12 protein-coding genes are annotated in these 12,476 nt (G+C 36.5%); all 12 read left to right on the top strand.

Annotation, left to right across the window (positions count from 1 at the left end):
* The first annotated feature begins 578 nt into the window (after positions 1-578).
* The 12 genes from rpmH (at position 579) to ACM26V_RS17660 (ending at position 12,466) form a co-directional block, all read left to right on the top strand.
* Positions 579-716 (top strand): 50S ribosomal protein L34, encoded by a 138-nt coding sequence (gene rpmH / locus ACM26V_RS17715; RefSeq protein ID WP_416148066.1) that lies wholly within the window; start codon positions 579-581, stop codon positions 714-716.
* A 420-nt stretch (positions 717-1,136) separates the two neighbouring features.
* Positions 1,137-1,490, top strand: a complete 354-nt coding sequence (gene rnpA / locus ACM26V_RS17710) for a ribonuclease P protein component (RefSeq protein WP_416148065.1) — start codon at positions 1,137-1,139, stop codon at positions 1,488-1,490.
* Between the two features lie 17 nt (positions 1,491-1,507).
* Positions 1,508-1,753, top strand: a complete 246-nt coding sequence (gene yidD, locus ACM26V_RS17705) for a membrane protein insertion efficiency factor YidD (RefSeq protein WP_416148064.1) — start codon at positions 1,508-1,510, stop codon at positions 1,751-1,753.
* Positions 1,754-1,871: 118 nt separating this feature from the next.
* Positions 1,872-2,672 (top strand): YidC family membrane integrase SpoIIIJ, encoded by an 801-nt coding sequence (gene spoIIIJ, locus ACM26V_RS17700; RefSeq protein ID WP_416148063.1) that lies wholly within the window; start codon positions 1,872-1,874, stop codon positions 2,670-2,672.
* Positions 2,669-3,286, top strand: a complete 618-nt coding sequence (gene jag / locus ACM26V_RS17695) for an RNA-binding cell elongation regulator Jag/EloR (protein WP_416148062.1) — start codon at positions 2,669-2,671, stop codon at positions 3,284-3,286. The genes spoIIIJ and jag overlap by 4 nt, the downstream gene beginning before the upstream one ends.
* Positions 3,287-3,801: 515 nt before the next feature.
* A complete protein-coding gene (mnmE, locus tag ACM26V_RS17690) occupies positions 3,802-5,178 on the top strand; it encodes a tRNA uridine-5-carboxymethylaminomethyl(34) synthesis GTPase MnmE (RefSeq protein WP_416148061.1) in 1,377 nt (458 codons plus the stop codon).
* Between the two features lie 37 nt (positions 5,179-5,215).
* Positions 5,216-7,114, top strand: a complete 1,899-nt coding sequence (mnmG, locus tag ACM26V_RS17685; RefSeq protein ID WP_416148060.1) for a tRNA uridine-5-carboxymethylaminomethyl(34) synthesis enzyme MnmG — start codon at positions 5,216-5,218, stop codon at positions 7,112-7,114.
* A gap of 32 nt (positions 7,115-7,146) precedes the next feature.
* On the top strand, positions 7,147-7,863 hold the full coding sequence (gene rsmG / locus ACM26V_RS17680; RefSeq protein ID WP_416148059.1) for a 16S rRNA (guanine(527)-N(7))-methyltransferase RsmG: 717 nt from the start codon (positions 7,147-7,149) through the stop codon (positions 7,861-7,863).
* Positions 7,864-8,334: 471 nt separating this feature from the next.
* Positions 8,335-9,198 (top strand): nucleoid occlusion protein, encoded by an 864-nt coding sequence (noc, locus tag ACM26V_RS17675; RefSeq protein WP_416148058.1) that lies wholly within the window; start codon positions 8,335-8,337, stop codon positions 9,196-9,198.
* Between the two features lie 333 nt (positions 9,199-9,531).
* On the top strand, positions 9,532-10,293 hold the full coding sequence (locus ACM26V_RS17670) for a ParA family protein (protein ID WP_416148057.1): 762 nt from the start codon (positions 9,532-9,534) through the stop codon (positions 10,291-10,293).
* On the top strand, positions 10,286-11,134 hold the full coding sequence (locus tag ACM26V_RS17665; protein WP_416148056.1) for a ParB/RepB/Spo0J family partition protein: 849 nt from the start codon (positions 10,286-10,288) through the stop codon (positions 11,132-11,134). The genes ACM26V_RS17670 and ACM26V_RS17665 overlap by 8 nt, the downstream gene beginning before the upstream one ends.
* 177 nt (positions 11,135-11,311) lie before the next feature.
* Positions 11,312-12,466: an aminotransferase class V-fold PLP-dependent enzyme gene (locus ACM26V_RS17660; RefSeq protein ID WP_416148055.1), complete on the top strand. Its 1,155-nt coding sequence runs from the start codon at positions 11,312-11,314 to the stop codon at positions 12,464-12,466.
* Positions 12,467-12,476 lie beyond the last annotated feature (10 nt).

Below are 12,476 nucleotides of genomic sequence, written 5' to 3'. Positions count from 1 at the left end.
TAGCAATGAATAAATATAATTACTAGTCTAATGTGGATAAGTATATATATAGGTAGTAATGCATTCTGTTAACTATATTAACAACTATGTGGATAAACCTATACAGATGGTTGAACAACTATCCACAAAGTTGTACACATCTGTGGATAGTTTTTATTTTACCACAGGTTCTCCACGATAAAAATCAAGAATATAATAACAAACAAAAAGAGGAAGGACAACGACTAGAAAATGTTATCCACATGATTCAAGGGGTTGTGTCTAAAACTTGTCCACAACACAAGATAATGTGTAAAACTTGTGTTGGTCGTTGTGGAAAGGTGTAAAAAATTGGCGAAAGTTGTCCACAAGAGAGTAAGAAAAAATATTTTTGTAATTTTTCTATTGACTGGATAACTTTAAAAATGGAATGAAAATTAAACGATTGTGATCCGGGCTTGACATTAGTGTGTGGGTCTCATATAATTTACAGGAATGTCAATCTCGTCGTTTAAATTTGTGAAGAAAACTTGTAACGTCGAGTTTATTAGATTGAATTGCGATTTTGATGAAATGATCAACCTCAGGAGGTGGAATAGATGGGTAAACCAACATTTAATCCAAATAACAGAAAGCGCAAAAAGAATCATGGTTTTCGTGCGCGTATGGCTACAAAAAACGGTCGAAAAATTCTTTCGAATCGTCGTCGTAGAGGAAGAAAAGTATTGTCCGCGTAATGAGACCACTGTCTGATCAGTGGTCTTTTTTAATGATCATAGTGTAAATAAATGATGTTAAAGGGATCTAATTTCAGATAGAAGAGAATGACGAGAAACCAGATCAATTCTTAATCTTTCATAATAAGAGAGAGTAGTGATCTGGTTTTTCTTTTGTACATATTATTCATTTTTAATAGAATTGGTTTGAATTTTCGTAGGTTGGACAAGATGAGAAAAAATGCTCTTTTAGTCTATTATGCGTTTGTTAACTCGTTTAGAATTGAAATAAAGATAGAATGTTTCCAATTTCTCTATAAATGATATGTTTTTAAATTGTTCGTAGAATATATGGCGATTTAAGCGAAAGTTCTTTATAATATAGATTGGGTTTGTCTTTGGCGGCCTGTTCAAGGCAGACCACTTAGATGAGGTGCAGGAATGAAGAGGCAGTACAGCTTGAAAAAGAATGAAGATTTTCAAAATGTTTTCAAACATGGGAAGTCAGTTGCAAATCGTCAATTTGTTGTCTATCAGTTGGTAGGTGATGAGAAGGCATCGATTCGTTTTGGTTTATCTGTAAGTAAAAAAATAGGGAATGCAGTGATGAGAAATCGGATAAAAAGATTAATGAAAGAGATATTGCGAGAGCTATCTCCAGAAATGTATCAAAACCGTGATATCGTCATCATTGCTAGAAAACCTACTGCGGATATGGATTATTATCAAATGAAAAAATCACTTACCCATGTGATGAAAGTGGCCAAGCTTTTTCGAAAAAAATCCCATGTATAACCTTGAGGTGGAATAACATGAAATCGATAGCAATTGGAATCTTACGCTTTTATCAAAAATGGATTTCAAGATTTACTCCGCCAACGTGCCGGTTTTATCCGACATGTTCTCATTATGGTATTGAAGCAATTAATCGTTTTGGTATCCTAAAAGGAAGTTGGTTAACGATACGGAGGATAGTAAAATGTCATCCCTTTCACCCTGGTGGAATTGATCTCGTCCCTGATAAATCAAAAAATAGCATAAAGTTAGAAGAAAAGTAATCGTTATTTCGGTTGTTCTATCGAGGTTTATAAACTAGTAATATAGAATGAAAATTGATAAATCTTGATAGGGTGACGTTTTATATATTCTTGATAGGAAGAGATAGGAGGACCTAGAGTGGCAAGGAAATTAGGTTTAATTGGATTACTAATTGGATTGATGGTCGTAATGACCGGTTGTTTTAGCATTGATCAACCGATTAAGGTTGAAAATGATGGTTTTTGGGATTCCTTTTTCGTATATCCACTGTCATGGCTCATTACAACCATTGCAGAAGCGTTAGGGAACAGTTACGGTTTGGGGATTATTTGTGTTACTATTATACTTCGAATAGTAATTTTACCCTTAATGATTAAACAAACGAAGAGTACGAAAGCAATGCAAGCATTGCAACCTCAAATGAAAGAAATTCGTGAAAAATACAGTGCGAAAGATCAGGCAACACAGCAAAAATTACAAAAGGAAACAATGGCGCTTTTCCAGGAGCATAGCGTTAACCCTCTTGCTGGTTGTTTACCGATTTTTGTTCAAATGCCAATATTAATCGCTTTATACCATGCGATTATTCGAACACCGCAAATTAATCCGGATGTGGATCCGACGTATACAGGCGCTCCACAAGACTTTTTATGGTTTGAATTAGGAAGTGCAGATCCGTATTTTATCTTACCGCTTGTTGCGGGTGCAACAACATTTATTCAACAAAAAATGATGATGGTGCAAGATAATCCACAAATGAAAATGTTGTTGTATATTATGCCAATTATGATCATTGCATTTGCAGCATTTTTCCCATCGGCATTGGCACTTTACTGGGTAATCGGTAACTTATTTATGATTGTTCAAACTCACTTTATTACTGGACCGAATGTTGGAAAGGTTAAAGATGCTAAAACAGGGGGAGCGAATAAGAAGTGAAAAAAGTGACTGTATCAGGGAAAACGATAGATGAGGCTGTGGAGTTAGGCTTGCAAAGACTTGGAGTAGATAAAGATCAAGTAGAAATTCAAGTGATCGAAGAACCTCAAAAGGCTTTCTTAGGATTAATTGGTGGCAAACCTGCTGTTGTAGAGATGAAGGTTAAGCCTGAACCGATAAAAGAAGCAATTCTTTTTTTACGGGATACAATTGATAAAATGGGAATTTCAGCTAGCGTGGAAAAAGAAGAACGTCATGAAGGAATTTACTTGAACATTTCAGGAGTAGATATGGGCGTCTTAATTGGCAAACGCGGTCAAACTTTGGATTCACTTCAATACCTTGTTAATCTAGTAGCCAATCGGCAGTCAGAAAATTATCTCCGCATTCATCTTGATGCAGAAGGATATCGTGAGCGACGAAAGGAAGCCCTTGAAACATTGGCTGAACGTCTCAGCAGTAAAGCGGTGCGCACCAAACGTGAAGTACGTTTGGAACCGATGAACGCTCATGAACGAAAGATAATTCATACTGCGCTGCAAAACGTAAAAGGTGTCTCCACATATTCTGATGGAGCTGAACCTCATAGACGAATTGTCGTTGTACCAAAATGATTCAGTCAACTTAGATAAACGACGCAAAATAATTTACAGAACCAGGTTGCATCGGATTAATACTCTGATGCAACTTTTTTTGTACTTTATAGATCCTTCTCTTATTTTTAAGTTATCCACATTTTTTTAAAAAATACTTTTTTAAAATGATTATATTAAATATATTGCCTTTTAGAAACTATCCACATGTGGGTAAAAAAACTTATAAATATCGGTGTTTTTTATATTTATGTGGATAACTATCTATAAAATGGACGATAAGAGAAATGATTCCCTTTCTTATGTTACATTTTTATGGTATTCTGTTCATTTGTAATCAAGAATTAAATTCAGATAATAATTGACAATTATTTCTATTATAATTTTATAGAAGAGATAGCATTTTAATGGGTTTCATTAATGTTGATAAGTTGTTGTAATTACTGAGGATGTAAAACGCTTTTCGTGAGTAAAACAATTTATATAACATATCAACAAGAATATAAACAGATTTTATTATGAAAGGAGGATGACTTATGGAGATGGATACAATTGCAGCGATATCGACTCCAGTGGGCGAAGGAGCTATTGGGATCGTTCGTATAAGTGGTGATGATGCGATGGAAGTAGCAGACCACATATATAAAGGGAAGTATCATTTAGTCGATGTAGCAAGTCATACGATAAATTACGGTCATATTTGTGATCCAAAATCAGGAGAGATTACAGAAGAAGTGATGGTGTCTGTTTTAAAAGCACCGAAAACGTATACGAAAGAGAACATGGTGGAAATCAATTGTCACGGTGGTCTTACTTCTGTTAACCGCGTTCTTCAACTTGTTCTGAATGAAGGTGCACGACTTGCAGAACCAGGTGAATTTACGAAGCGAGCTTTTTTGAACGGAAGGATTGACCTTTCTCAAGCTGAAGGTGTTATGGATTTGATTAGAGCAAAAACTGATCGTGCAATGAATGTAGCAATGAATCAAGTGGAAGGTAAGTTATCTAAGCGAATTCAAAAGTTGAGACAAACATTGCTTGAAACTGTGGCTAATGTGGAAGTGAATATTGATTACCCCGAATTCGATGCAGACGAAATGACATTAGAAATCCTTCAAGAAAAAGGGACTTTTGTAATAAATGAAATTGATCGTCTTTTGCAAACTGCCGAGCAGGGGAAAATTCTTCGTGAGGGCTTATCTACTGTTATTATCGGTCGTCCAAATGTCGGAAAATCCTCCTTATTAAATAGTCTCGTGCATGAAAATAAGGCGATTGTTACAGAAGTTGCTGGAACGACGAGAGATGTCATTGAAGAGTATGTGAATGTTCGTGGTGTTCCATTAAGACTTCTTGATACAGCGGGAATCCGCGATACGGAAGATATTGTTGAAAAGCTCGGTGTGGAGAGGTCGCGTAAAGTAATTAAAGATGCCGAGCTTGTCCTGCTCGTGCTAAACTATAATGAACCGTTGACAGAATCGGACAAGGAATTATTCGAGTTAGCAGAAGATCATGATACGATTATCATCGTTAACAAAACTGATTTAGAAGATAAAATTAACATGGATAAAGTGCGTGATTTAGCAGGAGGCGGACCTGTCGTAGGTACATCTCTTCTTAGAGATGAAGGTGTTGACGAATTAGAAGTTGCAATTAAAGATATGTTTTTCCAAGGTAATCTCGAAACAGGAGATATGTCATACGTCTCTAATTCCCGACATATCGCCTTGTTGAACCAAGCGAAAAAGGCAATAGAAGATGCTCTAAAGACAGTATCAGACGGGATGCCGGTTGATTTGGTGCAAATAGATATTACGAAATCATGGGAACTACTTGGTGAAGTTATCGGCGATAGTGTTCATGAAAGTTTAATTGATCAGTTATTTGCGCAGTTTTGTCTTGGTAAATAGAATGTCGAGTTTTGATAATAAAAAGGAGGAATCTACGATGAGTTACCATGGTGGAGATTTTGATGTCATCGTCATCGGAGCGGGTCATGCAGGAGTTGAGGCTGGGTTAGCATCGGCGCGTATGGGTGCAAATACGTTGATGTTAACATTGAATTTAGATGCAGTCGCTTATATGCCTTGTAACCCTTCCGTGGGTGGTCCGGCAAAAGGGATTGTTGTAAGAGAAATGGATGCATTGGGCGGCGAGATGGCGCGTAATATTGATAAAACTCACATTCAAATGCGTATGCTAAATACAGCAAAAGGCCCTGCGGTTCGCGCATTGCGAGCACAAGCGGATAAATTTTCTTATCAGCACGAAATGAAACAAACAATTGAAGAAACAGATAACTTATTGCTTCGTCAAGGTATGGTTGAAAAACTTATCGTTGAAGATGGAGAAATCAAAGGAGTCATTACACAAACGGGTGCGGAATACCATTCGAAAGCAGTCGTCGTAACGACTGGAACCTACTTGCGTGGAAAAGTTATACTCGGTGATCTTTCATATGAAAGTGGGCCAAATAATATGCAACCATCTGTGAATCTTTCTTATCATATGCAAGAGTTAGGTTTTGAGATGGTTCGATTTAAAACGGGAACTCCTCCTCGTGTCAATGGACAGACGATTGACTATGATCAAACGGAAATTCAACCAGGAGATGATCAACCAAGAGCATTTTCATTTGATACGACAAAATTTATTACTGATCAGTTACCTTGTTGGTTGACTCACACGAATAGTGAGACACATGACTTGATTAATAATAATTTAGATCGTTCACCAATGTATTCTGGAATGATTGAAGGAACAGGGCCTAGGTATTGTCCTTCTATTGAAGACAAAGTGGTACGATTCAATGATAAACCACGGCATCAAATTTTTCTTGAACCAGAAGGTCGAAATACGAAAGAAGTTTATGTTCAAGGGTTGTCGACAAGCCTTCCAGAAGATGTCCAACATAATATTCTGAAGACAATCCCAGGTTTGCAAAATGTGAAAATGATGCGACCAGGTTATGCGATTGAGTATGATGCAATTGTACCTACGCAACTATGGCCATCATTGGAAACAAAAAAGATTAGTGGTTTATTTACTGCTGGACAAATCAATGGTACGAGTGGCTATGAAGAAGCGGCAGGACAAGGGTTAATTGCTGGTATTAATGCAGCAAGAAAGGTTCAAAAAGTAGAACCGCTGATCCTAGAGCGTTCTGAAGCGTATATTGGTGTGTTGATTGATGATTTAGTGACGAAAGGAACAAATGAACCTTATCGCCTCTTAACATCACGAGCAGAATACCGTTTGTTATTGCGCCACGACAATGCAGATCTTCGTCTCACAGAAAAAGGATATCAAATTGGGTTGATTTCAGAAGATCGCTATCGTCGATTTACGCTAAAGAAAGATGCGATTGCAGCTGAAATCAAGCGATTGGAAAATACGATGATTAAAGTAACAGAAGAAGCGCAACAAATTATGGAAGAAAAAGGTGCCTCAGCTTTGAAAGAAGCTTATCATGCTGATGTGTTGTTAAAGAGACCTGAGTTAACTTATGCTGATTTAGTTAAATTAACCCCAGCAGACAAGGTTCTTGATGAAGATGTTGCTGAACAAGTGGAAATCCAAGTGAAATATAAAGGATATATAGCAAAACAACTCGAACAAGTAGAAAAGGTCAAAAAAATGGCTGAGAAAAAACTTCCTGAAGATTTAGATTACATGGCTATTAAAGGAATTGCTATGGAAGCGAGACAAAAGCTTTCCGAAGTTCGGCCATTGTCAATGGCACAAGCATCTCGAGTTTCAGGTGTGAATCCAGCAGATATTTCTGTGTTACATGTCTATATGCAACAAGGAAAACTTCAAAAAGTTAATTTAGCTGAAATAGTGTGATGAATGTGTCGCAATGAGAGGTGATTAGTGAAATGAATGAAGAAGTGTTTCGTGTATCCTTAGAAAAAAAGGGGATTACGTTAACAGATGTTCAAATGAATCAATTCGAACGTTATTATGAAGTATTGGTCGATTGGAATGAACGAATGAATTTAACGGCGATTACTGAGAAGAAAGATGTATATTTAAAACACTTTTATGATTCTATCTCAGCTGCATTTTATGAAAAATTTCATGAACCAATTCGTGTTATTGATATTGGAGCAGGGGCTGGTTTTCCTAGTCTTCCTTTGAAAATTTGCTTTCCTCAAATCAATGTGACGATTGTTGATTCTTTGAATAAGCGAATTACTTTCTTACAAGCACTTGCTGACCATTTGAACCTTAAGGGTGTTTCTTTTTACCATGAACGAGCAGAACAATTTGCAAAGAAGAAAGAACAGCGTGAACAATTTGATCTCGCAATATCTCGTGCGGTTGCTAGGTTGCCGGTTTTGACGGAATTGTGTTTACCATTTGTAAAGAAAAACGGTCAATTTATCGCAATGAAGGGATCTGGGGCTAGCGATGAGTTAGCGCAATCAAAGAAGGCAATCACGATGTTAGGTGGAAGATTAGAGAACAAGTACGATTTCCAATTACCGATGGAGGGTAGTGAGCGGTCCATCATTGTTATTCGAAAGGAAAAAGCTACACCAAAATCTTATCCAAGAAAGCCAGGAACACCAAACAAGCAACCTCTTGTCTAGTTATTAAAGCTACACGTACACTTACTTGACTATATAATAGTAAAGCCACCATAATTTATGGTGGCTACTACGCTTTATAATGTTTTAAGTGAAGATATCACTGTTTAAACTGATACATATTGATGTTAAAAAACTGCAATATACCATGTAACAAACATTTATATGTAATTTAGTTATTTTTTTATAGAAGAATTGTCCAATCTCACGTATACTATATATGCGAGGAAATTTTAGCAGTATGTACTTATTTATATATCGATCTTCATATTGATTGTTTCACGTGAAACAATTATGGTTCAGTGACAAGTAATATCATTTCTTTATTCTAAGAAGACGAGTAATGAAAATCTGCTGCTACATCGATTATGAGGTAGTTGATAAAGAATCAAGTTCATTGTATGGTTCAGAGTGATTTTCAACGTTTGTTTTTTCTTGGGAAATAAGAGGTAGTTTTCTGAAGGTGGTGCCACCATGAAACAATCATTTTCAAAACTTTTTGGTTTAAATGAGAAAAACGAAGAAGAAACAGAGGGAAATGAAGAGAGTATTAAAATTCAAAACGAAGAAGTTAAACAAATTGCTATTATTGATATTGTTCCAAACCGCTATCAACCAAGAACAGTCTTTGTGGATGATAAAATCAATGAACTAGCGCGGACAATTCAAACCCATGGAATTATTCAACCTATTGTAGTACGAGAACGTAACGAGAAATTTGAAATAATTGCAGGGGAAAGACGTTGGCGAGCAGTCACAAAGCTTGGCTGGGAAACGATTCCTGCTGTTATTAAAGATTTTGATGATACGAAAACAGCGTCCGTTGCATTAATAGAAAACTTGCAACGAGAAGGCTTAACAGCGATTGAAGAGGCAAAAGCTTATTCCAAATTACTTGAGCTACATGGGTTGACTCAGGAAAGTTTAGCTCAGCGGCTTGGAAAAGGTCAGTCGACGGTAGCAAATAAATTAAGATTGCTCCATCTTCCTACTTCTGTTCAGGATGCCCTGTTAAACCGACAAATTTCGGAACGTCATGCGAGAGCGCTAATTGGATTAAAAGATCTGGACAAACAAGAAAAATTACTTTCTCGGATTATTGAAGAAGAATTGAATGTTAAACAAACAGAAGAAGCCATTAGAAAATTAACAGAAGACGAGGGGCTCACTAAGAAAAAGAAACCTTTTCGTAAGGCTGTTTCAAAGGATACTAGGTTAGCTATGAATACTATCCGTAAATCAGTTGATATGGTAGCTCAAACTGGAATGACAATTAACACAGATGAAGAAGAGCACGAGGATTATTTTCAGTTTACAATTCGAATTCCAAAGAAGTAATTTGAATAAATACAATAGAAAAAGCCGTATTCGCATACGTAGCGACTGCGGCTTTTTTCTATCACTTTGGCACTGCTAGTCAACATTTAATAAAGTAAGTCACAATTGAAAGATATTGAACGAAGTCTTTATATGTGATTAAAGATTCTATTCCGCTTTAGTAGACTGAAATACTAAGAAAATAATGGCACTTTATAAGGCTAAGGTAGTGAAAAATAATTTTTTACGATTCGTTTTAATCTATGATTCATTTTTCATGATAGAATAAAAGAGAAGGATCATTTGTATAAATATGACGATAAAAATTAAGTATGTAGTTAGGTAGGTGACAAGATGGGGAGAGTCATAGCCATCGCTAATCAAAAAGGCGGGGTAGGTAAAACAACAACATCAGTCAATTTAAGTGCATGCCTCGCCCACGAGGGTAAAAAAGTTCTTATTATTGATATCGATCCACAAGGGAATACGACTAGTGGCATCGGGATTGATAAAGGAGATGTCGACGAATGTATTTACAATGTACTTGTTGAAGATCAAAAAGCAAAAAATGTCATTGTTCCAACAGCAGTAGAAAATTTATTTATACTTCCATCAACGATTCAATTAGCGGGCGCGGAAATTGAATTAGTACCAACAATATCTCGCGAGGTGCGATTAAAGCGCGCAATAGATTCAATTAAAGCAGATTATGATTACTTAATTATTGATTGTCCACCATCATTAGGATTATTGACTATCAATTCATTAACAGCAGCTGATTCTGTACTGATCCCTGTTCAGTGCGAGTATTACGCACTTGAAGGATTAAGTCAATTACTGAATACTGTCCGCCTAGTACAAAAACATTTGAATCAAGAATTGGAAATTGAAGGCGTTTTGCTCACGATGCTCGATGCAAGAACTAATTTAGGTATTCAAGTGATCGAGGAGGTAAAAAAGTATTTCCGAGAAAAGGTTTTTCAAACCATTATTCCGAGAAACGTTCGATTAGGAGAAGCACCGAGTCATGGAAAGCCGATCATTACATATGATCCTAAATCCAGAGGAGCAGAAGTATATTTAGAGTTAGCAAAGGAAGTGATGACTCATGGCTAGAGGGCTAGGAAAGGGAATTGGAGCTTTTTTTCCTGAAGCTTCGGAAGAGGTGGAAGACAAAGTTCAGGATGTCAAGATTGCGGACCTTCGACCTAACCCTTATCAACCAAGGAAAGTATTTGAGAAAGAAGCCATCGATGAATTAAAAATCTCTATTGAACAACATGGTATTCTACAACCATTAATTGTACGTAAAAGTATTAAAGGTTATGAAATTGTTGTCGGTGAACGTAGATTTAGAGCTGCCAAAGAAGCTGGATTAAATGTTGTTCCTGCCGTTGTTAAAGAGCTAACCGAAGATGAAATGATGGAAATTGCGTTGATTGAGAATTTGCAACGTGAAGACTTAAATCCATTAGAGGAAGCAAAAGCATATCAAAAATTAATGGAACATTTGCAAGTGACTCAAGAAGAACTTTCAAAACGGTTAGGCAAGAGTCGTCCTCACATTGCTAATTATGTTCGGTTGTTACAATTACCTCAAATTGCACAACAATACTTATCTGAGGGTAAATTATCTATGGGGCATGCACGTGCCTTGTTGGGATTGAAAAATCGTAATCAGTTGACATCGTTGATCCAAAAGGTATTAAAAGAGCGAATGAGTGTGCGTCAGTTAGAAGAATGGATTCAACGCACGAATGAAAATGTTTCACGTGGAACATCTAAAAAAAGCTTATCACCATTCTTAAAAGACAGAGAGTCATCTTTAAAAACATACTTTGGCACAAATGTACAAATTAAAAAAGGACGGAATAAAGGTAAAATTGAAATTGACTTTTTTACTGACGAGGATTTAGAACGAATTCTTGAGTTAATTCATCAGTCGGAAGAAGAATAAGATACTGTCACACCAATTAATATGGTCGATAGCCTAAAAATAAAGATGATTTTCCATTGATGGGGGATCGTCTTTTGTTTTTTGTTTCGGTAAAATAGAAGATAATATAGTCACATCCTCTAAAGGATGTGATGACACAGTGATAATACGGTGAAAAAATGTTAGGAGAGGAAATATATGATTTATTTCGATCAGGCAGCGTCAAGCTTTCCAAAGCCAACTACCGTGGCTTTAGCTATGACTGAAGCAGTAAATGAATATGCAGCTAATCCAGGCAGGAGTGGTCATCATTTAGCTCAACGTGCAAATAAGGTAATTGAGGAAACACGTAAAAAATTACAAAAAATGTTCCGAAATGAATCGACGAATCGTATTATTTTTTCATTGAACGCAACAACGGCTTTAAATCAAGCGATTGAAGGAATATCATGGGAAAGTGGAGATCACGTGATTGCGACATCGTTTGAACATAATTCAGTAAGACGTCCGTTGGAACGACTAAAATTAGAGAAAGAAATTGAAGTTGACTATGTGAGACCTGGAGAAAATGAGAGTGAGTGGACCTCTATAATTTCAAGGAAGTTGACTGAAAAAACTAAACTTGTGATGGTCACGCATGGGTCAAATGTAACTGGCGAGATCATTCCAATTGATCTAATTGGAAAGTTGTTGAAAAAACACAAAGCAATGTATTGTGTTGATGCGTCACAAACTGCGGGTGTATTACCGATTAACATGACCGAAATGAATATAGATTTATTAGCTTTTCCTGGCCATAAAGGCTTAATGGGCCCACAGGGTGTTGGTGTTCTTCTTGTGAAAAATCACGTAACTTTGAGACCAATAAGTGTAGGTGGGACAGGAAGTTATTCAGAAGATCGGAAACAACCGAAAGTATGGCCAGAAGGTTGGGAAAGTGGGACCTTAAATACTCCTGGAATTGCTGGGTTACTCAAAGGGATGGAAGAAGTTGAAAAAAAGGGACTATCTAAAATTTTTGAACATGAAAAAATGCTAGCTTTTCGTACCATAAATGGATTAACTAAGGTGGAGGGTGTTCGAATAATTGGTCCTAAAGGAGAAGAAGATCGCTTAGGGGTTGTGGCATTTTTTATAGAAGGTATAGATGGTCAAGAAATTGCAATGATTTTAGATCAACATTATGATATAGCAGTTAGAGCGGGATTACATTGTGCTCCGATGACACATGATTTGTATGAAACGACAGATAAAGGTGTCATTCGCGTTAGTTTTGGATTGTATAATACGGAAAGCGAAGTTGATAAATTTTTAGTAGCAATTAATGAGATAAGGGATGGATTATTAGAATAGGAGAATACAT

The organism is Salipaludibacillus sp. HK11, assembly GCF_047795645.1.
Taxonomy (GTDB): Bacteria; Bacillota; Bacilli; order Bacillales; family Salisediminibacteriaceae; genus Salipaludibacillus.
This window is presented reverse-complemented; position numbering and strand designations above follow the sequence as displayed.

Coding starts and splice junctions, on each gene's coding strand:
- rpmH (WP_416148066.1), top strand. CDS start 579: ATGGGTAAACCAACATTTAATCCAAATAACAGAAAGCGCAAAAAGAAT.
- rnpA (WP_416148065.1), top strand. CDS start 1,137: ATGAAGAGGCAGTACAGCTTGAAAAAGAATGAAGATTTTCAAAATGTT.
- yidD (WP_416148064.1), top strand. CDS start 1,508: ATGAAATCGATAGCAATTGGAATCTTACGCTTTTATCAAAAATGGATT.
- mnmE (WP_416148061.1), top strand. CDS start 3,802: ATGGAGATGGATACAATTGCAGCGATATCGACTCCAGTGGGCGAAGGA.
- mnmG (WP_416148060.1), top strand. CDS start 5,216: ATGAGTTACCATGGTGGAGATTTTGATGTCATCGTCATCGGAGCGGGT.
- rsmG (WP_416148059.1), top strand. CDS start 7,147: ATGAATGAAGAAGTGTTTCGTGTATCCTTAGAAAAAAAGGGGATTACG.
- noc (WP_416148058.1), top strand. CDS start 8,335: ATGAAACAATCATTTTCAAAACTTTTTGGTTTAAATGAGAAAAACGAA.
- ACM26V_RS17670 (WP_416148057.1), top strand. CDS start 9,532: ATGGGGAGAGTCATAGCCATCGCTAATCAAAAAGGCGGGGTAGGTAAA.
- ACM26V_RS17665 (WP_416148056.1), top strand. CDS start 10,286: ATGGCTAGAGGGCTAGGAAAGGGAATTGGAGCTTTTTTTCCTGAAGCT.
- ACM26V_RS17660 (WP_416148055.1), top strand. CDS start 11,312: ATGATTTATTTCGATCAGGCAGCGTCAAGCTTTCCAAAGCCAACTACC.